Annotated in this window: 21 protein-coding genes; 12 read left to right on the forward strand and 9 right to left on the reverse strand. The window is 67.1% G+C overall.

The annotated features are described in order from the left end of the window. Positions 1-99: 99 nt before the first annotated feature. Genes RSD66_RS13325 through RSD66_RS13345 form a run of 5 tightly spaced genes read right to left on the reverse strand, consistent with a single transcriptional unit; the run spans position 100 to position 4603 of the window. Positions 100-1014 carry a polysaccharide deacetylase family protein gene (locus RSD66_RS13325; RefSeq protein ID WP_415288196.1) on the reverse strand — a complete coding sequence of 305 codons (915 nt, stop codon included), beginning with the start codon at positions 1012-1014 and terminating at the stop codon, positions 100-102. Then, the gene (locus RSD66_RS13330; RefSeq protein WP_415288198.1) at positions 1001-1951 is read right to left on the reverse strand and encodes a polysaccharide deacetylase family protein; all 951 of its coding nucleotides are present in this window, start codon (positions 1949-1951) and stop codon (positions 1001-1003) included. Before RSD66_RS13330 ends, RSD66_RS13325 begins: the two co-directional genes overlap by 14 nt. Next, a complete protein-coding gene (locus tag RSD66_RS13335) occupies positions 1948-2835 on the reverse strand; it encodes an isocitrate lyase/PEP mutase family protein (RefSeq protein ID WP_024354897.1) in 888 nt (295 codons plus the stop codon). Before RSD66_RS13335 ends, RSD66_RS13330 begins: the two co-directional genes overlap by 4 nt. Continuing rightward, complete coding sequence (locus RSD66_RS13340; protein ID WP_415288200.1) at positions 2832-3320, reverse strand: 3-isopropylmalate dehydratase; 489 nt, start codon at positions 3318-3320, stop codon at positions 2832-2834. The genes RSD66_RS13335 and RSD66_RS13340 overlap by 4 nt, the downstream gene beginning before the upstream one ends. Beyond that, positions 3317-4603, reverse strand: coding sequence for a 3-isopropylmalate dehydratase large subunit (locus RSD66_RS13345; protein ID WP_415288202.1), 1287 nt, complete (start codon positions 4601-4603; stop codon positions 3317-3319). Before RSD66_RS13345 ends, RSD66_RS13340 begins: the two co-directional genes overlap by 4 nt. A gap of 125 nt (positions 4604-4728) precedes the next feature. Between RSD66_RS13345 and RSD66_RS13350 the strand changes: the two genes are divergently transcribed. The 9 genes from RSD66_RS13350 (at position 4729) to RSD66_RS13390 (ending at position 14532) form a co-directional block, all read left to right on the forward strand. Beyond that, complete coding sequence (locus RSD66_RS13350; RefSeq protein WP_415288204.1) at positions 4729-5934, forward strand: acyl-CoA dehydrogenase; 1206 nt, start codon at positions 4729-4731, stop codon at positions 5932-5934. A 13-nt stretch (positions 5935-5947) separates the two neighbouring features. Continuing rightward, entirely contained in the window at positions 5948-7153 is a 1206-nt protein-coding gene (locus RSD66_RS13355; protein WP_415288205.1) for a CaiB/BaiF CoA transferase family protein, read from the forward strand. 155 nt (positions 7154-7308) lie between these two features. Continuing rightward, positions 7309-8229, forward strand: a complete 921-nt coding sequence (locus RSD66_RS13360; RefSeq protein WP_415289597.1) for an ABC transporter permease — start codon at positions 7309-7311, stop codon at positions 8227-8229. Further along, positions 8226-9032, forward strand: coding sequence for an ABC transporter permease (locus RSD66_RS13365; protein ID WP_415288206.1), 807 nt, complete (start codon positions 8226-8228; stop codon positions 9030-9032). The genes RSD66_RS13360 and RSD66_RS13365 overlap by 4 nt, the downstream gene beginning before the upstream one ends. Then, on the forward strand, positions 9029-9838 hold the full coding sequence (locus tag RSD66_RS13370; RefSeq protein WP_415288208.1) for an ABC transporter ATP-binding protein: 810 nt from the start codon (positions 9029-9031) through the stop codon (positions 9836-9838). The genes RSD66_RS13365 and RSD66_RS13370 overlap by 4 nt, the downstream gene beginning before the upstream one ends. Continuing rightward, on the forward strand, positions 9835-10728 hold the full coding sequence (locus RSD66_RS13375) for an ABC transporter ATP-binding protein (protein WP_415288210.1): 894 nt from the start codon (positions 9835-9837) through the stop codon (positions 10726-10728). The genes RSD66_RS13370 and RSD66_RS13375 overlap by 4 nt, the downstream gene beginning before the upstream one ends. Next, complete coding sequence (locus RSD66_RS13380) at positions 10725-12266, forward strand: ABC transporter substrate-binding protein (RefSeq protein WP_415288212.1); 1542 nt, start codon at positions 10725-10727, stop codon at positions 12264-12266. Before RSD66_RS13375 ends, RSD66_RS13380 begins: the two co-directional genes overlap by 4 nt. Before the next feature lie 2 nt (positions 12267-12268). Beyond that, entirely contained in the window at positions 12269-13708 is a 1440-nt protein-coding gene (locus RSD66_RS13385) for an FAD-dependent oxidoreductase (RefSeq protein WP_415288214.1), read from the forward strand. After that, positions 13705-14532, forward strand: a complete 828-nt coding sequence (locus RSD66_RS13390; protein ID WP_415288216.1) for an alpha/beta fold hydrolase — start codon at positions 13705-13707, stop codon at positions 14530-14532. Before RSD66_RS13385 ends, RSD66_RS13390 begins: the two co-directional genes overlap by 4 nt. A 41-nt stretch (positions 14533-14573) precedes the next feature. Here the strand turns inward: RSD66_RS13390 and RSD66_RS13395 are convergent, their stop codons facing one another. From RSD66_RS13395 to RSD66_RS13405, 3 genes are read right to left on the reverse strand one after another with little or no spacing between them, the layout of a single operon-like run. Further along, complete coding sequence (locus RSD66_RS13395; RefSeq protein WP_415288217.1) at positions 14574-15458, reverse strand: SDR family NAD(P)-dependent oxidoreductase; 885 nt, start codon at positions 15456-15458, stop codon at positions 14574-14576. 43 nt (positions 15459-15501) lie between these two features. Continuing rightward, positions 15502-16842, reverse strand: a complete 1341-nt coding sequence (locus RSD66_RS13400; RefSeq protein WP_415288218.1) for a hypothetical protein — start codon at positions 16840-16842, stop codon at positions 15502-15504. Positions 16843-16886: 44 nt separating this feature from the next. After that, entirely contained in the window at positions 16887-18185 is a 1299-nt protein-coding gene (locus tag RSD66_RS13405) for an MFS transporter (protein ID WP_415288220.1), read from the reverse strand. 302 nt (positions 18186-18487) lie between these two features. On the opposite strand from RSD66_RS13405, the gene RSD66_RS13410 reads away from it, so the two are divergent. After that, the gene (locus RSD66_RS13410; protein ID WP_415288222.1) at positions 18488-20848 is read left to right on the forward strand and encodes a TonB-dependent receptor; all 2361 of its coding nucleotides are present in this window, start codon (positions 18488-18490) and stop codon (positions 20846-20848) included. Positions 20849-20959: 111 nt separating this feature from the next. On the opposite strand, the gene RSD66_RS13415 is transcribed toward RSD66_RS13410, so the two are convergent. Beyond that, complete coding sequence (locus tag RSD66_RS13415; protein WP_415288224.1) at positions 20960-22201, reverse strand: serine hydrolase domain-containing protein; 1242 nt, start codon at positions 22199-22201, stop codon at positions 20960-20962. Between the two features lie 257 nt (positions 22202-22458). Between RSD66_RS13415 and RSD66_RS13420 the strand changes: the two genes are divergently transcribed. Continuing rightward, positions 22459-23127 (forward strand): glutathione S-transferase family protein, encoded by a 669-nt coding sequence (locus tag RSD66_RS13420; protein ID WP_415288226.1) that lies wholly within the window; start codon positions 22459-22461, stop codon positions 23125-23127. Further along, on the forward strand, positions 23124-24398 hold the full coding sequence (locus tag RSD66_RS13425) for a spinster family MFS transporter (protein ID WP_415288228.1): 1275 nt from the start codon (positions 23124-23126) through the stop codon (positions 24396-24398). The genes RSD66_RS13420 and RSD66_RS13425 overlap by 4 nt, the downstream gene beginning before the upstream one ends. Positions 24399-24487: the final 89 nt, after the last annotated feature.

Genomic DNA, 24487 nt, shown 5'->3' on the forward strand with positions numbered 1-24487 from the left:
CGGCGGACCGAAATCCGCCGCCCTTCTTTTTACGCTTTTACGCTTCCCGGCCGAAGGTTGGGGGCGACGGCCGAGCCTGGAGCCGGGACGACGGCGGCCTCAGCCGCGCGCCGCCTCGACAATCTCTGAGACGCCGGCGGTCCATACGGCGTCGTCCTTCGCCAGACCGTCCAGCACGCGACGGACAGACTTCATCCGGAACGGCAGGCCGCTGACATAGGGTGTCAGGGTGAAGCCGACGACCTGGCCGCCGAAACGGTCGGCCTCGGCCTGGTGCAGGCGGATCACCTCCAGCACCTGATCGGCCCATTCGTCCTCGGTCTGAAGGCGCACGGTCAGCAGGGTGCGGTCATCCAGTTCATTCGACAAAGGGGCCGCCCAGACCACGCCCTTGTCGGTCTGCATCGGCACGGGAACCGTGTCCTGCTCCCAGTCCAGACAGATGTCGAAACCCGCCTCGGCGATCAACTCCAGCGTCTGGAACGACTGCTGCCGCGCCGGGCTCATCCAGGCGCGCGGCTTCAGCCCGGCCCTGTCGAAGGCGTCGCGCGTGCGGGCGATCCATTCCGCTTCGACGCCTTGCTCAAGCCCGCTCCAGTGGATGCAGTCCGCTTCCCAGCCATAGGCGGCGATCTCATGCCCGTCAGCGAGGATAGCCTCGACCAGCGGTCGAGCACGTTCCAGCAGGACCGCATTGATCGGAAACACTGCCTTCAGCCCTCTCGCCTTCAGCGCATCCAGAATGCGGAACACCCCGACCCGATTGCCGTAGTCGCGGGTCGTGAAGTGGCGCAGATCCGGATAGGTCGTCTGCATGGCGCCGGGATGCTTGAACGGCTTGCCTTGCGGGTTCAGGCGATGGAACTCCAGCGGGACCACGATCATGGCGGCGGCCGTCTTGCCGTCCGGCCAGGCGATCTTCGGGCGCTCGGTCGCCGGACGCCACGGATACAGCGTCTGATCCATGCCGTAGGAGCGGTGCGGATAGGTCAGATAGTCCTCAGGCAGCGCCATGGCCGAACCCCTTTCCTCCGGTCGCGCAGCCCTTGGCCGCGATGTCGGCCTGCGTCTGGTCCCAGCAGTGGTCGCGATAGTAGCCCGCGATTTCGGCGCCGGTGGCGAACCACACGTCGTCGGCGTGGCCCATGATGTGTTTCAGCGTCTCTTCGAACGGGCCGATGCGATGGGGCTGGCTGACCAGATAGGCGTGCAGGGGAATGCACATGACCGTGCCGCTCTGCTCGCCCTCTTCCAGCAACTGGTTGAAGTGCCGCTTCAGGATGTCGGTATAGCGCGCCGGGCTCATCCCCAGGGCGCCGTAGGTGATGACGTCGTTCACCTCCAGCGAATAGGGCAGCGAAATCAGCTTGCCTGACGCCGTCTTCACCGGCTGCGGCTGGTCGTCCTGGAACAGGTCGCAGGTGTACCAGAAGTCGTTCTCGGCGATCAGGTCCAGCGTCCGTTCGGTGTGCGTCAGAGCCGGAGCCAGATAGCCGCGAATACGCTGGCCGCTGGCCTTCTCGACCGTGCGGATGGCGTCGTCGATGATGGCGCGCTCCTGCGCCTCGTCCATGCCGTAGGAATAGCGGGTATTGTAGATGCCGTGCGAAAAGAACTCCCAGTTCCGCTCGACGCAGGCCTCGATGATCTCAGGATGGTGGTCGCAAAGGGCGACGTTCAGCGACACCGAGCCGCGCAGGCCGTATTTGTCCAGCAGCTCCATCAGCCGCCAGTGACCGACGCGGTTGCCCCAGTCGCGCTGGGAATAGGCGACGACATCGGGCGCAGGCTTGGGCCAACCGGCGCGGCCGGGGTTCTTCGCGGGGTCGAACTCATAGAACTCGATGTTCGGAGCGACCCAGAAGGCCAGTTTCTTGCCGCCGGGCCAGACGATCTTCGGCCGGTCCCGATAGGGCCAGTAGTCGTAGAGGTTGGGGTCTGCGACGGTCATGCCTTCTCCTCTTCCTGCGCTTCGTATCGCTGTCCCAGCGCCATCATCTCATCCAGGCCGATGCGGGCGTTGACCCCCATCAGGTCGGTCATGTGCGCCCGGTGCGCCGCCGTGCCGCCATCGCGCTTCAGCACCGACAGGAAGGCTTCGACAGCCGGAATGACGGCGCGCACCATCGCGCCCGGCGCAATGACCAGACGATAGCCAAGGTCAGACAGGCTGTCGGCCGAACTCAGCGGCGTGTCCCCGCCCTCGACCATATTGGCCAGCAGGGGAACGCGGGCGGCGAAACGTTCGGCCACCGCGCGCATCTGCTCCAGATCGCGCGGCGCCTCGACGAACAGGACGTCGGCCCCGGCCTCAAGGAACAGTTCGGCGCGATCCATCGCCGCTTCAAAGCCTTCGACCGCGATAGCGTCGGTGCGGGCGATGATCAGGGTGTCGTCGTCGTGGCGCGCATCGACGGCGGCGCGAACCTTGCCCGCCATCTCCTGCGCCGAAATCACCCCCTTGCCGCGCAGATGGCCGCACCGCTTGGGGAACGTCTGGTCCTCGATCTGGATCGCGCGGGCGCCCGCCCGCTCGAACAGCCGCACCGTCCGGCCCATGTTCAGGGCGTTGCCGAAGCCGGTATCGGCATCGACGATCAGAGGGATGTCGATCCGCTCGGTGATGCGCGCCGCCACGTCAACGACGTGATCCAGACTGACCAGGCCGATATCGGGCCGCCCCAGCTGGGTATAGGCGACCGAGGCGCCCGACAGATAGGCCGCCTCGAACCCCGCCTGCTGGATCAGCAGGCCGGACAGGGCGTCATAACAGCCCGGCGCCAGCAGGGCGGGCGACTGCTTGAGCCGACGACGCAGGTTCAGACGCTCGCTCATGCGGCGCCCGCCAGCTTCTTCTTCAGGTGCGGCATCAGCCCCCCGTCATCCATCATGGCCATAAGGTGCGGCGGCAGGGGCGTGAAATCATAGCCCCGCCCCGTCGTCAGATTCGTCAGACGCCCGGCCGCCAGATCGACCTTCAGCCGGTCGCCTGCGGAAATCTCGTCCGCTTGTTCAAGGGTGATGCACGGCACCCCCAGATTGATCGCATTGCGCCAGAAGATGCGGGCGAAAGAGCGCGCGATCACGGCGCGCACGCCCAGCAGGCTCAAGGACACCGCCGCCTGTTCGCGCGACGAGCCGATGCCAAAGCTGCGACCTCCGACGACGAAGTCGCCCTTGGCCACCGTACGGGCGAAGTCAGGATCGACAGCGGCCAGACAATGCTGCGCCAGTTCCTCAGGCGGCAGCTTCATCAGCGTGCCCGGCGCCATGACATCGGTGTCGATATTGTCGCCGAAGACGAAGGCCCGACCGCTCATGCCGCCTCTCCCAGGAACTGACGCGGATCGGCGATGCGGCCTTCAACGGCAGCGGCGGCCACGGAATAGGGCGAGCCGAGATAGACCTGCGCCTCCTTGGATCCCATGCGTCCCTTGAAGTTGCGGTTGGTCGAAGAGATGCAGACCTCGCCGTCCGCCAGCACCCCGGCGCCATAGCCAGCGCAGGCGCCGCAACCGGACGGCAGCAGGACCGCCCCCGCCTCCATCAGCGTCTGCAAGGTGCCGTCCTGCGTCGCTGTCGTCGTGGTTTTCTGAGACGCCGGAGCGATCAGCAGGCGGGTGTCCGGCGACACCTTGCGGCCCTTCAACACGGCGGCGGCCATGCGGAGGTCTTCGATCTTGGCCCCGACGCAGGCGCCGATATAGCATTGATCCACCTTGATCCCGGCGTGTTCGGTCACGTCCTGAGTGTGTGACGGATCATGCGGCGCGGCGATCTGCGGCTGCAGCGTCGCCGCATTGAAGCGGTGGACGGCGGCGTAGACAGCATCGCGGTCCGACGCCAGCGCCAAGGCCGCCGCCTCATCCTCGACCGGACGCCCGGCCGCGCGCAGATAGGCAAACGTCGTCCGGTCCGGCGCCACGACCCCGGTTTCGCAGCCCAGTTCGGCGGCCATGTTGCACAGGACCATGCGCTCGGCCATCGACAGGCCCTCGACCGTGTCCCCGCCGTATTCAATGGCCTTAAAGGCGTTGTCCATGCCCAGTTCGCGGCACAGGAACAGCATGATGTCCTTGGCCGCAACGCCCGCGCCGAACCGGCCCGACCACTCGACGCGGATCGTCTCAGGCACGGCCAGCCAGGTTTCGCCGGTGGCGACGATGGCGGCCATGTCGGTGGCGCCATAGCCTGCCGCATAGGCGCCGAAGGCCCCCGCCGTCGGCGAGTGACTGTCGCCCCCCGCCACGAAGGCGCCCGGCCGGATCAGCCCGTGCTCGGGCAGGACCAGATGGCAGATGCCCACCATGTCGAAGAAGGCGCCCACCTGGTGTTCGGCCGCAAATTCTCGCGCCAGCTTCAGGATACGGGCGGATTCAGCGTCCACCGCCGGGACATAATGATCCGAGACGATGGCGACCTTCTGCGGATCCCAAAGGCCCACGCCCAGTTCTCGCAGCATCGGCGCCCAGCGGCGCGGTCCCGAACTGTCGTGCGCGAAGGCCAGATCGACCTGAGCCGTCACCAGTTGGCCGGGCGCGACCCGGTCCACGCCGGCCGCCCGGGCGATGATCTTTTCAACGAGGGTGGAGCCCCGGCCCATGCCTTCTCCCGATGATGCGCCGCACAAGGGCATTGCTGGATCAAATGATATAGTTTTATATCATCTAAACGCGCAGCCTTGGCAAGCGCATTCCCGCATCTTCCAGTCCATCAGGAACGCTCATCATGTCGAACCCCGCCGCTTCTTCCGCCCCAAAACCCTCGGGCCAGACGTTCCGCTGGGATGATCCGTTCGACCTGACGGGGCGGCTGACCGATGAAGAGCGGATGGTTCAGGACGCGGCGCGGTCCTATGCGCGCGAGGCCCTGTTGCCGCGCATCGTCGCCGCCTTCCGTGACGAGGTCTTCGACCGCGCCATCATGACGGAGATGGGCGAGATGGGCTTCCTCGGCGCCATGCTGCCGGAACAGTACGGCGGCTCCGAAGCGTCGCACGTCGCCTATGGCCTGATCGCGCGCGAGGTCGAGGCGATCGACAGCGGCTATCGCTCGGCCATGTCGGTGCAGTCGTCGCTGGCCATGTACCCGATCTTCGCCTTCGGCTCCGACGAGCAGAAGGCGAAGTTCCTGCCGAAGATGGCGGCGGGCGAACTGGTCGGCTGCTTCGGCCTGACCGAGGCCGACGGCGGGTCGGACCCGGCGTCGATGAAGACCACGGCGGTGGCGGTCGACGGCGGCTATCGCCTGAACGGCGGCAAATACTGGATCACCAACTCGCCCATCAGCGACCTGGCCATCGTCTGGGCCAAGCTGGACGGGACCATCAGGGGCTTCATCGTCGAGCGCGATTTCGACGGCTTCACCACGGGCAAGATCGGCGACAAGCTGTCCTTGCGCGCCTCGATCACCGGCGACATCGGCCTGAACGACGTCTTCGTGCCGGAAGCCAACATCCTGCCGGGCGTGCAGGGTCTGCGCGGGCCGTTCTCGTGCCTGAACAAGGCGCGTTTCGGCATCGCCTGGGGGGCGATGGGCGCGGCCGAGTTCTGCTTCCACGCCAGCCGCGACTATGTGGCCGAGCGCACCCTGTTCGGCCGCCCGTTGTCGGCGCGCCAACTGGTGCAGAAGAAGCTGGCCGACATGCAGACCGAGATCTTCCTCGGCTTCGAGGGCGCCTATGCTTTGGGCCGCCTGCTGGACACAGGGGCCTGGGTTCCCGAGGCCATCAGCCTGATGAAGCGCAACAACTGCGGCAAGGCCCTGGCTGTCGCGCGCGAGGCCCGCGACATGCACGGCGGCGCCGGGATCACCGGCGAACTGCACGTCATGCGCCACGCCATGAACCTGGAAACCGTCAACACCTATGAAGGCGCCCACGACGTCCACGCCCTCATCCTGGGCCGCGCCATCACCGGCGAAGCCGCCTTCTGATCAGGAGACTGTCATGACCCCCAGTCCCGCGATTTCGAAGACCGCCTGCGGCCCGCTTCACGGCGTGCGGGTTCTGGACCTGTCGCGGGTGCTGGCGGGGCCTTGGGCGACGCAGACGCTGGCCGATCTGGGGGCCGAGGTCATCAAGATCGAACGGCCCGGCGCCGGCGACGACACCCGCCACTGGGGCCCGCCCTTCACCACCACGGCCGACGGCGCGCCTGGCGACGCCGCCTATTTCCTGTGCGCCAATCGGGGCAAGAAGTCGGTCGAGCTGGACATCGCCAGCCCGGAAGGCGCCGAGGCCGTGCGCCGTCTGGCCGCGACCTGCGACGTGGTGGTCGAGAACTTCAAGACCGGCGGGCTGAAGAAGTACGGCCTCGACTACGCCTCGCTGGCGGCGATCAATCCGAGGCTGGTCTACTGCTCCATCACCGGCTTCGGCCAGGACGGGCCGGACGCGCATCGGGCGGGCTACGACTACATGATCCAGGCCATGGGCGGGCTGATGTCCATCACCGGCCAGCCCGACGGCGCGCCGGGCGCCGAGCCGATGAAGGTCGGGGTGGCGGTCGTTGATCTGTTCACCGGCCTTTACGCCTCCAACGCCATACTGGCCGCCCTGTGGCACGCGCGCGCGACCGGCGAGGGCCAGCACGTCGACATCGCCCTGTTCGACGTTCAGGCCGCCATGCTGGCCAATCAGGCGACCAACTGGTTCGTGTCCGGCAAGGCGCCGACGCGGATGGGGAACGCCCACCCCAATCTGGCCCCCTATCAGCCCTTCGCCTGTTCCGACGGGATGGTGATCATCGCCGTGGGCAACGACGGCCAGTTCCGCGCCCTGTGCGGCGCCCTGGGGCTGGAGGTCGAGGATCGCTTCGCCAGCAACGCCCTGCGGGTCGCCGAGCGCGAGGCGCTGGGTCCGCTGATCGCGGCGAAGACGGCGGGCTTCACCATGCAGGAGCTGATGCAGGCGCTGGAGGCGGCGGGCGTGCCCTGCGGCCCCGTCAACACCATCGATCAGGTGTTCGCCGAGCCTCAGGCGATCCATCGCGGCCTGACGGTCGAACAGACGCGGGCCGATCTGGCCGATCCGGTCCGCACGGTCGCATCGCCCATCCGCCTGTCGAAGACGCCGGTTCGCTACGACGCCCCGCCGCCGAGGCTGGGGCAGGATACGCAAGATGTGCTCGGCGATCTCAAGTCCGGCGATTGAGCGCCGTTGACAGGCGCTTCGCTTACCCTAAGGATGATGTCTTAACTTAGATACGACTCTGCGGCGGAGACCGTTCAGGACATGCCCAAGCCTCTACCGAGCGTTTCGGCCCGCAGCAAAGCGAGCCGCCGCCCCTGATGTTTTCCTCTTCTCGTATGCTTGGCGGCTTGAGGGACTTCGCCTTTGTCCTGATCGCCGCAATGACAGTGCTGTTCTTCCTGCTGCGGCTGACCGGCGACCCGGCCCTGGTCATTGCGGGCGAAGGCGCCTCTCCGGCTCAGATCGAGGCGATCCGCGTCGAATACGGCTTCGACAGGAGCCTGATCGTCCAGTACGGCCAGACCATGCTGCGGCTGCTTCAGGGCGACTTCGGCAAGTCGCTGACCGATGGAAGCCCGGCCCTGGGCAAGGTGCTGGCCTCCCTGCCCGCCACCCTGTTCCTGGCCGCCATAGCGCTGAGTCTGAACCTGCTGATCTCCCTGCCGCTGGGCGCCTGGCTGGGGCAGAAGCGCACCGGGGCGGCGCGTCGTGCAGTGCGCGGCGTGCTGACGGTGATGCAGGGATTTCCCGGTTTCGTCATCGCCCTGCTGTTGATCAACCTGTTCGCCGCCGGGCTCGAATGGCTGCCCTCGATCGGTTACGGCGGACCGGCGACCTGGGTGCTGCCGGTGATCTCGGTCGTCTCCTTCCTGGCCCCCAAGCTGATCCGCGTGGTCGAGGCCAACACTCATGCCGCCCTGGCCGCCGACTTCGTGCGCACCGCGCGCTCGACCGGGGCGTCCGAAAACCAGATCCTGTGGCGCCATGTTCTGCCCAACGCCCTGCTGGGCGCCGTCGCCCTGATCGGCGCTGAACTGGCCTTCATGCTGACGGGTCTGGTGGTCATCGAGACCATCTTCGCCTGGCCCGGCATCGGCTGGCTGCTGGTGCAGTCCACGCTGAACCTGGACTTCCCCGTGGTGCAGGCCGTTGTCTTCGTCATGGTGGTCAGCGTCTTCCTCAGCAACGCCGTCACCGAGGCTGTGCAGGCCCTGCTGGACCCGCGCATCCGCAGCCGCGCGCGGGCTGCATCATGAGCCGCAGCCTGTCCCCCGCCATTGTCGGCGCCGGCGTGGTGGGCCTGTTCTGCCTCGCCGTCATGATCTTCGGCGACGCCCTGTCCGGCCATGATCACCGCGCCATCGATCTGTCGATGCGCCTGGCCGCCCCGCTGGCGCCGGGCCATCTGTTGGGAACGGACGAACTGGGGCGCGACGTACTGGCGCGCCTGCTGAACGGGATGCGCTGGTCGGTAGGGTCGGCCCTGTGCGCTACCCTGATCGCCTTCAGCATCGGCACGACCTTCGGCCTGGCGGCGGCGCACAAGGGCGCCTGGCTGGGCGGCGCCCTGAAGCTGCTGACCACCTTCACCCAGTCCTTTCCGTCCTTCGTCATGGCGGTGACGGTGATCGCCCTGCTGGGCGACAGCGGCTTCTGGGCGGTCACCCTGACGCTCGGCCTGGTGACCTGGCCGGTCTTCTCCCGCGTCGTCTACGCCGAGGCCAGCAGCCTGTTTCAGCGCGAATACGTCCAGGCCGCCGAAATGACCGGCATGAGCGTCGCGCGTCTTTACGCCCACCACGTCCTGCTGGCCCTGGTCCCGACGCTGTCGGTGCTGGTGGTCTTCCACTTCGCCGAGATGATCGTGGCCGAAAGCGCCCTGTCCTTCCTGGGCATCGGCGCGCCGCTGGGGGCCGCAACCTGGGGCGCCATGTTGAGCGAAGGACGCGCCTTCATGCTGCAGGCCCCGTGGCTGACGCTGGGCCCGGCCTTCGCCATGGTCATCATCATCGTGGCCGCCCACAGCGTGGGCCAGCACCTGCGGAACCTGACCCGATGAGCGTTGCTGAGCTGAACACGGCGCACGAAATGGTGCTGGATATCCGCAAGCTGAGGCTGGAGACCGTCGCCGACCGCCGCGTCCTGATCCCCAACCTCGACCTGACGATCCGCCGCGGCGAGATCGTCGGCCTGGTCGGCCAGTCGGGGTCGGGCAAGACCCTGACCTGCTTCGCCGTCGGCGGCCTGGTTCCGCCGGGCGTGCGCGTCGCGGGCGGCGAGATTCATCTGGAAGGCCGCCGCATCGACAATCTGGCCGAGGCGGAATGGCGCGCCGTGCGCGGCGGTCGCATCGGCATGGTGTTCCAGGACCCCCTGTCCTCGTTCAACCCGGTGAAGACGGTCGGCTCCATTCTGATCGAGTCGGCGCGACGCCATCGCGGCCTTGACAAGGCGGCCGCCCGCGCCCTGGCCGTCGAAACCCTGCGCGCCATGCGGCTGCCGGGCGCCGACGCCTGCGTCGACGCCTTTCCGCACCAGTTGTCGGGCGGGCAACGCCAGCGCGCCATGATCGGCCTGGCGCTGATCAATCAGCCCGCGCTGATCCTGGCCGATGAGCCGACCACGGCGCTGGACCCGACGGTCCAGTTGCAGATTCTGGCCCTGTTGCGGCGTCAGGCCCAGCAGGCGGCCGCCCTGATGATCACCCACGACATCGCCGCCGCCGGCGCCGTCTGCGACCGCATCGCCGTCATGCTGGAAGGCGAGATCGTCGAGGAAGGCCCCACGGCGCAGGTGCTGTACGAGCCCCGGCATCCCTTCACCCGCAGCCTGCGGGACGCCGCCCACCTGGGGAGACGGGCATGACCGCGCCGCTTCTGTCGATTCAGAACCTGGGGGTCGCTTACGGCAGCGGACGTGACCGCCGCTTCGTCCTGCGCGGCGCCGGTTTCGACCTGGCGCCCGGTCAGGTCATGGCCATCGTCGGCGAGTCGGGATCGGGCAAGTCGACCCTGGTCCGCGCCGTCGCCGGGCTGGCGACGCCCGCCGAGGGAGAAATCCTGTTTGAAGGCGTCGCCCTGCCGCCTCTGGGCAAACGCTCCAAGACTATGCTGCACGGCATCCAGATGGTCTTTCAGGACCCCGGCGCCAGCCTGAATCCGCGCCAGTCGATCCGCACCGTGCTGGAAGAGCCGCTGATCGTGGTGGGCAGGCTGGACGGCGCGGCGCGACGGCGGCGGGTCGAAGAACTGATGGACCTCGTTCATCTGGACCATCGCCTGCTGGACCTGCGGCCCTCCGCCCTGTCCGGCGGGCAGAAACAGCGCGTCGCCATCGCCCGCGCCCTGTCCATGGAGCCGCGCCTGCTGATCGCCGACGAGGCGCTTTCGGCGCTGGACTTCGCCAATCAGGACAAGGTCTCCGCCCTGCTGCTGGAGCTGAAGGATCGGCTGAATCTGGCCATGCTGTTCGTCTCGCACGACATGCGCAGCGTGCGCCGCATGGCCGACCACGTCTGCGTCATCGAAGGCGGTCAGGTCGTAGAACAGGGGCCGGTCGCAGAGGTCCTCTACCACCCCAAGAGCGCCTATACGCAGTTGTTGCTGGCCGCCGCCCTCAACCCGGCCGCCGCCCTGGCCGACCCGCGCCTGAGCGCCGCCTTGGAAGCCGGCGGGCCGATCTCGGACGAGGCGCTGGCGGGCGTGATGGACATCATCGGCGCGAACGCCCTCATGCAGGAGCAGTCCCCCTCATGACGCCGAAACGCCTTCGCCTCTTCATCGCCGCCTGTCTGGGCGCCGTCCTTGTCGCCGCCTGCGGCCAGGGCGGCGCGAACAAGCCGACGCCTGCGACCGGCAGCCAGGTGCTGCGCGTCGCCGCCGGCAGCCTGCCCTCCAGTCTGGGCAATCCGTTCCGGGGCAACAGCCGTCCCGGCTCCCTGCTGTGGCTGGCCATCTACGACGGCCTGACCGCCATCGACGACAACGACCAGCTGGGGCCGGGTCTGGCGACCGAATGGACGCTGGTCGAACCGACGGTCTGGCGCTTCAAGCTGCGCGAAGGCGTGCGTTACTCCAACGATCGCCCGTTCGACGCCGAGGCTGCGGCCGAGGTCTTCGCCTTCCTGCGCTCGGATCAGGGCAAGCGCAGCCTGATCGGCTCCGAAGCCCGCGGCATCGTCGAAGCGCGCGCCGTCGCGCCGCTGGAGCTGGAGATCCGCACCGAACGGCCCGATCCGGTCCTGCCGCGCCGCCTGGCCGCCATCATGATGATCGAGCCGAAGGCCCTGGCCGATATGGGCATGGACGCCTACGCCCAGAAGCCGGTCGGCACCGGCGCCTTCGTCATGACCGGCTGGGACCAGCGCACCCGCCGCCTGACCCTGGCCCGAAACCCGAAATCATGGCGCCCGTCGACGATCGACGGCGTGGTCTTCTATGAACTGCCGAGCGCGGCGGGGCGGACACAGGCCCTGCTGTCGGGCGATGTGGACCTGTCGCTGGTCGACCTGGAGGAGACGGAACGGCTGGAACGCAACGGCTTCCACGTCCTCTACACCCCCGCCATGCAGGTGAAGGCCTACTCCTTCCGCAATGTGGGCGGCGATCCGGCCTCGCCCCTGCGCGACGTTCGCGTGCGTCAGGCGCTCAACTACGCCGTCGACAAGGAGGCGATCGCCTCCCTGCTGCCGGAAAACGCCAAGCCGTCGGGCCAGCCTGCGGCCAAGGGGGTGTTCGGCTACGACCCGACCATCCCGCCCTACCCCTACGACCCCGCCAAGGCGCGCCGTCTGCTGGCCGAGGCCGGTTACCCGAACGGCTTCAATCTGACGATGGAGGTCCTGACCGACGCGGCGCCGGGCGACGACATGATGTCCCAGGCCGTGGCCGAATACTGGCGCGCAGTGGGCGTCGACACGCGCCTCAAGGTCATGACCATGCCGGACTTCCTGGTGAAGTATCAGACCAACAGCTGGTCGGGCGAGGCGCTGGCCCTGTCGTGGAACAGCTTCCAGTATTACGATGTCACTCGCGCGATGGAGGACTTCTCCTGCATGCGGCCGACGCCCTTCTTCTGCGACGCGGAAATCACCGACAAGCTGAAGATCGCGCGCGAGATCATGGATGATGACGAGCGGTTGAAGGCCTATCAGGCGCTGGGTCGTCTGTACCGCGAGGCGGCGCCCTCCCTGTTCCTGATCGAGCACCAGGACCTGTTCGCCTATGCGCCCAGGGTCGGCCATGTGAAGATCCGCCACCGCGTACCGGTCTACGAAGAAATGACCCTGCGTTGAACATGACCTCAGGCGCCGCTCCCTGGGACCTCATCATCGTCGGCGGCGGCGCCGCCGGTATGGCCGCAGCCATCTTCTCGGCGGAACGTGCGTCCCGCGTCCTGTTGATCGACCATGCCGATGTGCTGGGCGGAACCCTGTGGGTCGCCAACGGCCAGTTGAGCGCGGCGGGCACGCGCCTGCAGCGCGACAAGGGGATCGAAGACGACGCCCAGGCGCATTTCGACGACATCATGCGCTTGAGCCGAGGCACGGTGAACGAGGCCCTGGTGCGGCTGGCGGTATGGAACGCCGCCGAGACGTTTGACTGGCTGATGGAACAGGGTTTCGACGTCGACCCCGCCTGTCCGGTCGGCGGCGTCGGCCACGAGCCCTATTCGCGAGCCCGCTACTACTGGGGCCGAAACGGCGGCGCCTCGCTGCGCGACGTCATGATCCCGCGCATCGAGCAGGCCGTCGCAGACGGCCGGATCAGCCTGCGCCTGGGCCATGAAGCGCTGAGCCTGACGACCAACCCCGGCGGCGCCGTGACCGGGGTTGCGACCCGCGACGCCCACGGCGCCGAACATCATTTCGAGGCCGCCCAGACCGTGCTGGCGACGGGCGGCTATTCCGCCTCGCCCGACATCTATCAGGCCATGAACGGCGTCCCGCTCTACACCAATCTGCCCTACGCCTATTCGCAGGGCGTCGGGCACCGGCTGGGCTGCAGCGTCGGCGGATGGCTGCGCGGCCGGGAGAACTTCTTCATCAACTTCGGCTTCCTGCTGGACGGCGAAGGACCGCGCCCCGGCATGGTCGGCCGGTTGAACACCTATCCCCAGCGTCGTCCGCCGTGGGAGATCTACGTCAACGCCCACGGCGACCGCTTCGTGCGCGAGGACATGGAGTCTGTCGATGCCCGCGAAAACGCCCTGCTGGAGCAGCCTGAGCAACGTTACTGGGTCGTGTTCGACGAGCGGATCCTGACGGAAGCGCCGCCCTTCATCGCCGGCTTCGACGCCGACGATATCCGCGCCCTGTTCGAGGAAGACCGTCCCTTCTTCTACAAGGCGGACGATCTGACGAATCTGGCCTCGGCGGCGGGCGTCGACGCGCACGGCCTGATGCGCGCCGTGCGCGGCTATAATTACGGCGTCCATTCCGGCAACGACTTCCTGGGCCGCCGCCATATGCCGCTCCCGATCGCGCAGGGCCCCTTCTACGCCATACGGGTGCAGGGCGCGGCGGTCAGCAGCGCGGTCGGCCTGGCCGTCAACGACCAGCTTCAGGTGATCCGCCCGGACGGCTCGGCCATACCGGGGCTGTGGGCCGCAGGCGAACTGCTGGGCGCAAGCCAGACCATGGGACGCGCCGTCTGCGGAGGCATGATGGCGACGCCCGCCCTGACGTTTGGGCGGTTGCTGGGCCAGAGGCTCATCCCGTTGACCTCCCGAACATGAACTCCGCCTGGACCAGCGGGCGTCGCCGCTATGTCGACGGCCTCTGGGGGCAGGTCCACCTGCGCGAGTGGGGTTCCGGCCGCCCCCTGTTTCTGCTGCACCAGACGCCGTGGAGCGGGGTTCAGTTCCACCGCCTGGCCCCCTTGCTGGCGCAGACCGGCTGGCGGATCATCGCGCCCGATACGCCGGGCTACGGCCTCTCCGACCGCCCGTCCGCTCCACCGGCCATCGACGACTACGCCGACAACCTGGCCGTCGTGTTCGACAACCTCGACGTTCCGGACGCCGTGATCGCGGGACATCACACCGGGGCGCTGATCGCCGCCGCCTTCGCCGCCGCCCGACCTGACAGGACAAGCGGCCTGATCCTCGACAATCCGCCCTTCTACACCGCCGCAGAACGCGCCCAACGTCTGGCCCTGCCGCACCACGCCCATGCGCCCGAAGAGGGCGGCGGCCATTTCACATCGCGCTGGCGTTTCATGCGAGGGATGGCGGACCCCAACCTCTCCGTCGCCGGACTGCACCTGGCCATCATCGCCCATCATGTGAACGACGCGAGCCATCACGGCCATGCCGCCGCCTATGCCTGGGACATGGCCGACATCCTGGACGCCATCGTCGCCCCGACGCTGGTGTTGTCCAGTCGTGGCGATCCCGTTCATGCTCACGGCGCCCGTCTGCTGAAACGCAGACCCGACTGGCGCGAAAGAGATCTGGTCACAGGCACGGCGACGGCGTTGGAAACCCCCGAACGCTGGCGCGAAGCGGTCCTGCCCTTTTTGACCAGCCTAAGCGCCGCCGCTCCAACCTCTGCTCGTTAAAAAGCACCACCGTTTAGAAGCTGGAAGGCGTCAGCCCGAAATTATGCCGTCACCGGGCCTTCCACGCCCGCCGAGGCCATTTCCTGGGCCGCCTGCTGGAAGCCGAAGGCGGGCACCGCCTCGCCGGCGCGGTCGCTCGCCTCGCCCCAGCGCGCGATCAGCTGTTCGCCGGCGTCCTCGGCCCCGCCGATGCGCACGCCCTGCGTCAGGGTGATGTTGGACGTGGCGAAGTGGCCGGCGCCCGCGCACAGGATGGCGCGCGTCGGGGCGTCCTCGCTGACCAGGGCCAGCAGGCCGGGGCTGACCAGGGCCGGGTCCAGCCCCTTCAGCACCTCTTCGGACAGGATGCCCGCCGTCATCTGCGTCGCCGCCGTCGGGGCCAGGGCGTTGACCTTGATGTCATATTTGGCGCCTTCGATGGCCAGGGTCTGCATCAGCCCGACCTGGGCCAGCTTGGCCGCGCCGTAGTTGGCCTGGCCGAAGTTGCCGTACAGGCCCGACGAGGAGGTGGTCATGACGATGCGGCCATAGGTCTGGGCGCGCATGATCTCCCACACCGCCTTGGAGCAGATGGCGGCGCCCATCAGGTGCACGTCCACCACCAGTCGGAAGTCGTCCATCGTCATCTTGGCGAAGCTCTTGTCGCGCAGGATGCCGGCGTTGTTGACCAGGATGTCGATCCGGCCCCAGGCCTGCATCGCCGCATCGACCATCGCCTGGACCGCGTCCACGTCGGTCACCGACCCGGCCGCCGCCCTCGCCTGACCGCCCGCCGCGACGATCTCGTCGACCACGCCCTGCGCCGCCGCCTCGGCCAGATCATTGACCACGACCCGCGCGCCCTGCGAGGCCAGATACAGCGCGTGACAGCGGCCCAGCCCCCCGCCCGAACCCGTCACGATCGCCACTCGGTCCTTCAGCAACATCCCTGCAAACTCCTACTCATGATGGAACACTAGACGCGGCGTCTCAGGCAGACGTCGCCAGAACCTCCTCGATCAGGCGGCGGAAGCTCTGGGCGCCTGTCCGGGTCGCCGCCACGTCGATGCAGCGCGCATCGTCCTCGGCCACGTGGTGGTAGCGGTGAATGCCGAAGGTGCCGGCGGCGGGCGCATAACCGGCGCGCACGACCTCATCGAGTTCTCCGGCCGTCATCACGGCGCTGGAGACCGGCGCCTCATGCCCCGGTTGTCCGGCGAAAAGGCTGCGGGCCAGAGGCAGGAACTCGGGCGAGATCGACAGATAGCGCTGGCTGTCCACGCTGGGCAGGGGCTCCAGATAGCCAGGCAGTTCGTGCCAGTCGCGCGCGGCGAAGTTGGCTCCCAGGTGCAGCCAGAACCGGGTGTCGGCCGGGGGCGGGGCGATCTTCTTCATCGCCTCGGACGCCCCGAGATACTCATACTCATGACCCGTGTTGCAGACGAAGGCGAGGTCATGGTCCGGCAGGCCCTTCGCCGCCCAGCGCGCCAGCGCCAGCCAGGCCGCCACCCCGCCGCCGCGCTCGGCCGCGCAGGTGAACCAGCCGGAACGCGGCGTCGATACGGCCAGCCAACGCCCGTTGCCCCGGTCGACACGGCCGACGAAGTTGAAGGCCGGTCGATGGCCGCCCGCGCCGTCGAGGGTCAGGCGCGCCTCCTGACGGGTGACGGCGCCGGTCAGGAACGCCCCGGCGTCCTCGGGCGCCAGCAGGGCCACCGGACCGCTGAACATGGGTTTGCGCCCATCGGCGTTCAGGGCGATCACCTTGCCGGTCGGGCCGTTGGTGATGGCGACCACGGCCCTGGCCCCGGCGGCGAAGGCCGCTTCGACCGGACGGCGCGCCGCCGGAATGATCATGGTGGACCAGCGCCCGAACGGCAGGTCCACCAGGGCGATCGCCCCTTCAAGCGATCCGGCGTAGGCGCCGCGCGCATCAACCCGCACCAGCGGTCCGGACACGCCCTGCGGCCCCGTCGGGATGACGATCGGCTGAGGATAGACGGCGGCGCGCGCCTCTCCCATCGTCAGTTCCGCCGCCCTCGCCTCGAAATAGGGGACGTCATAATACTGGCGCTCGACGGCATAGCCTGCGGCGGTCAGTTCGGCCGCCATCCACTCGCCGCAGGCGTTGTCGCCTTCGCCGCCCGCCTGCTTGATGCCGAAATCGACGTAGCGGCGCAGGTCGTGCTCGACCTTGGCGTCGAAGCCGGCCGAGGTTGGGGCCTGCAAACGGGTCGATGCGGTCGCTGACGAGGCGCCCAGGCTGACGGCCCCGCCCACGGACAGCAGGGCGCTGGTTCCCAGAAAACGACGTCGGCTTGCATCAATCATGACAGTCTCCTTGATCTCTGACAGGCGGGCGCTGTCGACGCGCATTACTCGGCCATGCCCTGACGCAGCCGCTGGCCCAGCAGGATCACGCTCAGGAAGGACACGGCGCACATGGCGGTCAGATAGATGGAAATAGACAGGCTGGATTCGTAGCGCGCGAACAGGGCCGTCGCGATGATGGGCGCAAAGCCGCCCCCCACGACCGCCCCGACCTGATAACCCAAAGAAGCCCCGGAATAGCGGATCGACTTGGGAAACAGCTCGGCGAAGAGGGCTGCCTGCGGGCCGTACATCAGGCTGATGAACAGCAGTTGCACCGTAATGGCGGCGACGACCTGAACCGGCGATCCGCTGTCGATCATCGGGAAGACTGCAAAGGCCCAGCCCCCGGACACCACGGCGCCGATCAGGAAAATCCCCTTGCGACCGAAGCGATCCGACAGGGCGCCGCACGCCATCAATCCGGGAACCATCACCAGACTGCCGACCATCACCGCCCCCAGCAGCAGATTACGGTCCAGCCCTACGCTGGTCGCGCCATAGGCGACCGCATAGGTGATGGCGACATAGAAGCAGGTGTTGTTGGCCACGAAGGTGCCGCCTGCCAGCAGGATCTCACGCCAATGGCTGCGAACCGCCTGGAACAGAGGCGAGCGACGCCTGACCTCCGCCTTGGGCGCATCCTTCCGGGGCGCGTCCGGCTCGGCCACCTTGAAGTGGATCAGCAGGCCGATGACGATCAACAGAACGCTCACCAGAAAGCCGATGCGCCAGCCCCAGGTCATGAAGGCCGCGTCTGAAACCGAAGCGCTGGTGATCAGGAAGACCGTATTGGCCAGAACCACGCCCAGCGGCACGCCCGCCTGAACGAAACTGCCGTAGAAGCCACGCCTGTTCGCTGGTGCGCTTTCAATCGCCAGCAGGGCCGCCCCGCCCCACTGGCCGCCGACCGCCAGACCCTGAACGAAGCGCAGGGCCACCAGCATCAGCGGCGCCCAGACCCCGACCTGTTCATAGGTCGGCAGCAGGCCGATCAGCACGGTGGACACGCCCATGATGAGCATGGCTGCGACCAGAGCCCGCTTGCGACCGTGGGTGTCGCCCATATGCCCGAACAGCATCCCTCCGACCGGCCGGGCGATGAACCCCACGGCGAAGGTGCTGAAGGAGGCGATCTGCGCCACGAACAGCGGCAGGTCCGTCGGAAAGAACAGGTGCGGGAAGATCAGAGCCGCCGCTGTGCCGTAGATGAAGAAATCATACCACTCGACCGCTGCGCTGGCCGAGGCCATGACAGCCACCTTCAGCCCCGGCCTGCGGGTCGTCGCCGACATCTCCGCCATCCTGCCCTCCTCGCGTCCCCTGACGACATTCCCCGCTCAACGTCCGCCAGCCCTCCGGAACTGTCAAGCAATTGCACGACAAGAAATATCTTATTGTTGGACATTATACCTGGCGATGCGCCCGGCTCACCCCCTCGTCTCCAATCCCGCCCGTCACGCTAGGAAGGCGTGGCCGCCAAGCACAAAGTTCTCCAATCTAAGCACTATTGTCGTACAATATTGACAAGCCAGGAAGGCGGGGAGATTGTCCCCCCTCAGCCGTCGCAAAGAAGTCGGCGTCATATGAGGGAGAGGAATCGGGCATGGCACGTTGGATTGCATGTTCATCAGCGGCGCTGCTGGCGGTAATGACGCCCGCCGTCGTCGTCGCGCAGAGTCAGGACAGCCCGGCGCCGACAGCGGCGGATCAGGCGTCCGCGACCAACGTCGGCGACGTCGTGGTCACGGCGCGCCGTCGCGAAGAGGCCGTCCGCGACGTGCCCTCGACGATCACGGCCCTCAGCGGCGAACAGCTGGAGAAGAAGAGCCCGATCGAAGGCGTCGGCGATCTGCTCCAGACCGTGCCGGGCGTTCGCTTCAACGGCGTCCAGAGCGAAAACCTCTCTGAAATCTCGGTGCGCGGCTCAGGCACCCAGCGCGCCACCAGCGCCGATTCCGGCGTCGGCCTGTTCGTCAACGGCGCCTATGTCGGCAGCAGCACCCTGGGCGGACGCAACTTCAAGCGGCTGGACTATTTCGACATCGCCCGCGTCGAGGTTCTGGAAGGCCCGCAAGGCGCCCTTTACGGCCGCAACTCCGAGTTCGGCACCGTCAACATCGTCCTGGCCGAGCCGACGTTCCGCAACGCTGGGCGTCTTTCGGCCACCTATACCGACGATCTGGGCCAACTGCGCGTCGAGGGCGTCGTCAACCAGAAGATCAATGACAAGGTCGCCGTGCGCGTCGGCGCCCAGGTCACCGGGCAGGGCGACGGCATCTATTACAACCCCAAGCGCGACGTCTATTACGACCACACCGACGGCTACATCGTGCGCGGCCAACTCCGCTACAACGACGGCCCGTGGGACGTGAAATTCCTGGTCGACGCCCAGGACATGAACCTGCCGACCTTCGCCAACCAGTGGGTCGTGCCGCCGGGCAAGCTGGCCAACCTGCCGCTGGGCCATACCGGCCCGCGTTATGACATTCCGCAGGACACCACCAACAGCCTGAACCAGAATGTCCAGCGCGCCATGCTGATCGCCAAATACGATCTGGGTTGGGGCGAGATCACCTCGACGACGATGGCCCAGCGCTATCGCTCGCGTCAGAACTTCTCGGCGGCGGTCGACCTGGCCACCCAGGCGATGTTCCAGTCCCAGGGCCAGGCCGGGCTCTACCCTCTGGGCCAGACCTCGACCGATGTGACGGACAAGACCTTCTATCAGGACATCCACATCACCAGCGAAGCCCTGGACGGCAAGCTGCAGTGGCTGGCGGGCGCCGAGGTCCTGTTTCAGGACGACATGTATATTCGCGACTCGGTCACCAGCCCGTGCGTGATCACCGCCACGTCCGGCATCTGCGGCGGCACGCCGACGACGCCGATCTGCTATCAGCTGACGCCGAACTCCCTGCCCTGTCCGACGCCCTTCCCGCGCCCGTTCGGCGCCAAGCGCATCTCGCCGTCGGAATACGCCTCGGCCGCCGTCTACGGCTCTCTGAAATACGACATCGGCCAGCTGTCGCTCAGCGGCGAGCTGCGTTATTCGCACGACGACAAGACGGTCAGCCAGGAAGACTATCTGCTGTACACGACCACCCTGTCGGGCACGCCGTCTAGGTACAACTTCAAGCAGGACAACCTCAGCTACGCGGCCAGCGCCAGCTACCGCTTCGCCACCGAACGCCCGACCCTGGTCTACGCCCGCACCGGCACCGGCTATCGCGCCGGCGGCGTCAACAACGGCCAGACCAATGAGAACGCGCCCAATCCCCTGCGGCCGACCTATGAGAACGAAAACACCACCAGCTATGAAGTCGGCCTGAAGTCCGACTTGGCCAAGGGCGTCTTCCTGCGCGTGTCGGCCTATACGTCGCGCACCACCGACGCGATCGCCAGCGTGCTGGACGGCTGCACCGTGGCCAACGCCTGCGGACAGGCGGGCGCCAACTTCAACATCAACGGCGGCACCGTCGAGGTGAAGGGCGTGGAGGCCTCGCTGGATACGGTGTTCTGGATCGGTCAGGACCGTCTGGCCGTCAGCCTGAACGGCGCCAATCAGAACGCCGAGTTCACCAAGGTCGCCGCGGGCATCCCCGGCCTGCCCCTGCTGGGCAGCGCCGTGGCCCAGACGCCGGACTGGACCATGTCCGCCAACGTCAACTATCGCCACCCGATGGGCGACGACACGACCGGCTTCGTCAACGTCGCCTATAATGGCCAACGCGGCGGCGGTCAGGACACGGTCACGGCGGCTTCGCCCTTCATCCCGCTGGAAGACATCGACAATGTCGACCTGCGTTTCGGCGTCGAGCACAAGCGCACCGAACTGGCCTTCTTCGTGAAGAACCTGACCAATGAAGTCGTGCCGGTGCTGAAGCTGCAGCAGGGCGATATTCCTCTGGCCTATCGCTACAGCCGCCCGCGCACCGCAGGCGTCACCCTGTCGTACCGCTGGTAAGTCAGGACAGAGCCTGAAAAACAGAAACCCCGCCGCTGTTCGACAGCGGCGGGGTTTTCATTGGGCGATCCGCAACGCCGCCGAGAGGGCGACTGCCGCCTCGGCGTCAGCTCAGGTCAGGGCCGAATAGATCAGGGTCTTCAGTTCGCGCCGGATCGGATACAGCAGCGACGGGCTGAGCTGGGTCATGAAGACCAGGTGCAGCTTCTCGACAGGGTCGATGAAGAAGCTGGTCGAGAACATGCCGCCCCAATAGAATTCTCCGGCCGATCCGGGGATCATCGTCCGGGCCACGTCCTGCGTCACCGCAAAGCCAAGGCCGAAGCCGACGCCGCCGTTCTGCGTCTCGCTGAACAGCGACTGCGACAGGGTGGACAGGTCCGAGCGGCCCGGCAGATGGTTCATCGTCATCAGGTCGACGGTCTTGCGGCCCAGAAGGCGCACGCCGCCCAGTTCGCCGCCATTGGCCAGCATCAGGCAGAAGCGGTGATAGTCGAGCGCCGTCGAAACCAGGCCGCCGCCGCCCGACAACAGCCTGGGCTTCTGCAACCACATGCTGCTTTCGCCGCGATCATACATGACCCGCCCGGCCGCAGGTCCGCCCCAGACATAGCAGTCGGTCAGGCGATCGGCCTTCTGGGCCGGGACCATAAAGCCGGTGTCGTGCATCTTCAGCGGCGTGAAGATCTTCTCTTCGAAGAAGCGATCCAGCGTCATGCCGGACACGCGCTCGATCACCGCCCCCAGCACATCGGTCGCCACCGAATAGTTCCAGGCGGCGCCCGGCGCGAACTCCAGCGGCAGTCGAGCCAGGTCGGCGATGAAGGCGTTGATGTCGGCCTCGCCATACCAGTTCTCGACCGGCCCGGCGTTGGAGGTGCAGGCGCGATAGGCCGCGTCGATGTTGCTGCGATACTGGAAACCGTAGGTCAGACCCGCCGTGTGGCGCAGCAGGTCCAGCATCCGCATCGGCTCGTCCAGGGGGCGCGTGGCGAACGGCGCCCCGGCCCCGCCGCTTTGATAGACGCCCACATCCTTGAACTGCGGCAGAACCTCATGGACCGGCGTGTCGACCGCGACCCTGCCCTCCTCGACCAGCATCATGAAGGCGACCGAGGTGACCGGCTTGGTCATGCTGGCGATGCGGAACATCGAGCCTTCGTCGATGGGCCTGTCCGACCCCTCCCGCGCCGCGCCCTGACTGCTGAAATGGATGATCTCATTGTCGCGGCTGATCAGGATCTGCGCGTGCGGCAGGCGCCCTGAATCCAGGTAGCGTTCCTTCACAAAGGCGTCGACGCGGTTCAGCCGCCCGGCGTCGAAGCCGTGCTTTTCAGGTGCTTTCAACTGCATCGTTCATCTTCCTCCGCTGGGGCGCTCAGCCCGTTCCCTTCAGCCGCGAGCGCAGGCCCTGCGGCACACAGATAATGTAATACCATCGCATCTTAATTGTCGTACAAAAACTTTGACAACCTCGCATGATGCGTCAAAGTCGATCCTTAGGGCGCCGTCCGAGAAGCGCCATCGGGAGGATGTATGAGGGATCGAATTACGGCGATGCGGGCGGCTGCATCCTGTGCCACGGGCGCGGCTTTCGTGGGGCCCCGCCCATGATCGAGCTTTATCACTGCGTCGACGCCCGCTCGTTCCGCGCCCTGTGGGCGCTGGAGGAGTTGGGGCTGGAGTATCGGCTGCACATGCTGCCCTTCCCGCCTCGCGTCCATCGACCCGACTATCTGGAGCTGAACCCGCTCGGCACCATCCCCCTGCTGATCGACGGCGAGGTGCGGATGACGGAGTCCGCCGCGATTCCGCAGTATCTGGCGACCCGCTACGGGCCCTCGCCTCTGGCGGTCGAGGCGCACGAAACGGACTACGGTCTGTGGCTGGACTGGCTGCATCGCAGCGAGGCGACCCTGACCTTTCCCCAGACGATCGTCCTGCGATACAGCCGCCTCGAACCCGAGGAGCGGCGGCTGAAACAGGCGGCCGACGACTATACCCAGTGGTTCCTGTCGCGGCTGCGGCATCTGACCCGCGCGCTGGGCGACCGCGAGTGGCTATGCGCCGACCGCTTCACGATGGCCGACGTCTGCGTCGGCTATGCTCTTGTCTTCGCGCGGCTGCTGGATCTGGACCACCGGTTCAGCCCTGAGATCGCGGACTACTGGGCGCGCCTTTCCAGCCGCCCGGCCTTCCTGGCCGCCAAGGCGGCGCAGGACGTGGGCCTGCCTTCTCCCATTCCCCCAGCGCCCGGCGCCAGCGAGGCCTCGTCATGACCGCCGCCCCCGTGTCGCAGCCGACCCACAGCCGCGCCTATGCCCGCCTGGTGCTGGCCATGCTGCTGATCGTCTACATCTTCAACTTCCTGGACCGTCAGATTCTTGGGATCCTGGCCCCGGCCATCAAGGCGGACCTGGGCCTGACCAATACGCAGCTGGGCGCGCTGGGCGGCATCGCCTTCGCCCTGCTGTATTCGACGCTGGCCATTCCGCTGGCGGTCGTCGCCGACAGGACCAGCCGTAGTTGGGTCATCACCCTGTCGCTGACGGTATGGAGCGGGTTCACCGCCCTGTGCGGCATAGCCACAGGCTTCTGGAATCTGTTCTTCATGCGCGTCGGCGTCGGCGTCGGCGAAGCCGGGGGCGTGGCGCCCAGCTACGCCATCATTTCCGAATACTTCCCGCCCGAACGTCGGGCCCGCGCCCTGTCGATCTATTCGCTGGGCATCCCGGTCGGACTGGCCGCCGGGGTCGTTCTGGGCGCCGCCATCGCCAGGGCGGTGGACTGGCGCGCAGCCTTCATCGTGCTGGGCGTCGCGGGGGTGGTGATCGCGCCGATCTTCCGTCTGGTGGTCAAGGAGCCGAAACGTCCCGCCGCCGCCAAGACCCGCCAGCCCATCGGTGCCGTCTTCTCGATCCTGGCGAAGAAGCCCAGCTTCTGGCTGATGGCTTTCGCCTCAGCCATGAGCAGCCTGGCAGGCTACGCCCTGGCCTTCTGGAGCCCGTCCATCCTGATGCAGATGTTCGGCTTCGACCTGACCACCACCTCCTATTATTTCGGCTCCCTGCTGTTCTTCGGCGGGGTGACGGGCGTGTTTCTGGGCGGAGTTCTGGCGGACAAGCTGGGCAAGATGGATCGCGGCGCCTATGCCAAGGTGTCCTTCATCGCCTGGGCCGTCACAGCGCCCTTCTTCATCGCCGGTTTCATGAGCTCCTCGCCGGTGCTGGCCTGGTTCCTGCTGGTGATCCCCAACGCCCTGACGGTGCTGTTCGTCGGGCCGCTGACCACGGCCACGCAGCATCTGGTGCCGTCCCATATGCGGGCGACGGCGGCGGCCTGCTTCCTGTTCATCAATAATCTGATCGGGATCGGCGGCGGCTCGTGGCTGCTGGGCGGGCTGAGCGACGCCATGATCCCGCACTTCGGCGACCAGGCCCTGCGCTATTCCGCCGTCGCCCTGATGGGTTGCTATGTGATCTCGGCGGTGCTGGCCCTGCTGGCCGTTCGCACCCTGCGCAAGGACTGGGTGGAGGAAGGCGAAGCCTGATCCCCGCCGCCGCCTGAAGAGCGGGTCGCCATGCGGCCCGCTCTTTTTTCATGTTGATACTGGATCGGATCGCAGTTCGCCACGCATCA

Source organism: Brevundimonas sp. S1H14 (genome assembly GCF_047716865.1).
Lineage (GTDB): Bacteria > Pseudomonadota > Alphaproteobacteria > Caulobacterales > Caulobacteraceae > Brevundimonas > Brevundimonas naejangsanensis.

What these genes read in the sequence shown, in the direction of transcription:
- RSD66_RS13335 (WP_024354897.1), bottom strand. Translation starts at nt 2,835, where the DNA reads ATGAGCGAGCGTCTGAACCTGCGTCGTCGGCTCAAGCAGTCGCCCGCC.
- RSD66_RS13425 (WP_415288228.1), top strand. Translation starts at nt 23,124, where the DNA reads ATGACCGCCGCCCCCGTGTCGCAGCCGACCCACAGCCGCGCCTATGCC.
- RSD66_RS13325 (WP_415288196.1), bottom strand. Translation starts at nt 1,014, where the DNA reads ATGGCGCTGCCTGAGGACTATCTGACCTATCCGCACCGCTCCTACGGC.
- RSD66_RS13410 (WP_415288222.1), top strand. Translation starts at nt 18,488, where the DNA reads ATGGCACGTTGGATTGCATGTTCATCAGCGGCGCTGCTGGCGGTAATG.
- RSD66_RS13420 (WP_415288226.1), top strand. Translation starts at nt 22,459, where the DNA reads ATGATCGAGCTTTATCACTGCGTCGACGCCCGCTCGTTCCGCGCCCTG.
- RSD66_RS13385 (WP_415288214.1), top strand. Translation starts at nt 12,269, where the DNA reads ATGACCTCAGGCGCCGCTCCCTGGGACCTCATCATCGTCGGCGGCGGC.
- RSD66_RS13395 (WP_415288217.1), bottom strand. Translation starts at nt 15,458, where the DNA reads ATGTTGCTGAAGGACCGAGTGGCGATCGTGACGGGTTCGGGCGGGGGG.
- RSD66_RS13360 (WP_415289597.1), top strand. Translation starts at nt 7,309, where the DNA reads ATGCTTGGCGGCTTGAGGGACTTCGCCTTTGTCCTGATCGCCGCAATG.
- RSD66_RS13415 (WP_415288224.1), bottom strand. Translation starts at nt 22,201, where the DNA reads ATGCAGTTGAAAGCACCTGAAAAGCACGGCTTCGACGCCGGGCGGCTG.
- RSD66_RS13330 (WP_415288198.1), bottom strand. Translation starts at nt 1,951, where the DNA reads ATGACCGTCGCAGACCCCAACCTCTACGACTACTGGCCCTATCGGGAC.
- RSD66_RS13405 (WP_415288220.1), bottom strand. Translation starts at nt 18,185, where the DNA reads ATGGCGGAGATGTCGGCGACGACCCGCAGGCCGGGGCTGAAGGTGGCT.
- RSD66_RS13380 (WP_415288212.1), top strand. Translation starts at nt 10,725, where the DNA reads ATGACGCCGAAACGCCTTCGCCTCTTCATCGCCGCCTGTCTGGGCGCC.
- RSD66_RS13365 (WP_415288206.1), top strand. Translation starts at nt 8,226, where the DNA reads ATGAGCCGCAGCCTGTCCCCCGCCATTGTCGGCGCCGGCGTGGTGGGC.
- RSD66_RS13345 (WP_415288202.1), bottom strand. Translation starts at nt 4,603, where the DNA reads ATGGGCCGGGGCTCCACCCTCGTTGAAAAGATCATCGCCCGGGCGGCC.
- RSD66_RS13375 (WP_415288210.1), top strand. Translation starts at nt 9,835, where the DNA reads ATGACCGCGCCGCTTCTGTCGATTCAGAACCTGGGGGTCGCTTACGGC.
- RSD66_RS13400 (WP_415288218.1), bottom strand. Translation starts at nt 16,842, where the DNA reads ATGATTGATGCAAGCCGACGTCGTTTTCTGGGAACCAGCGCCCTGCTG.
- RSD66_RS13350 (WP_415288204.1), top strand. Translation starts at nt 4,729, where the DNA reads ATGTCGAACCCCGCCGCTTCTTCCGCCCCAAAACCCTCGGGCCAGACG.
- RSD66_RS13355 (WP_415288205.1), top strand. Translation starts at nt 5,948, where the DNA reads ATGACCCCCAGTCCCGCGATTTCGAAGACCGCCTGCGGCCCGCTTCAC.
- RSD66_RS13340 (WP_415288200.1), bottom strand. Translation starts at nt 3,320, where the DNA reads ATGAGCGGTCGGGCCTTCGTCTTCGGCGACAATATCGACACCGATGTC.
- RSD66_RS13370 (WP_415288208.1), top strand. Translation starts at nt 9,029, where the DNA reads ATGAGCGTTGCTGAGCTGAACACGGCGCACGAAATGGTGCTGGATATC.
- RSD66_RS13390 (WP_415288216.1), top strand. Translation starts at nt 13,705, where the DNA reads ATGAACTCCGCCTGGACCAGCGGGCGTCGCCGCTATGTCGACGGCCTC.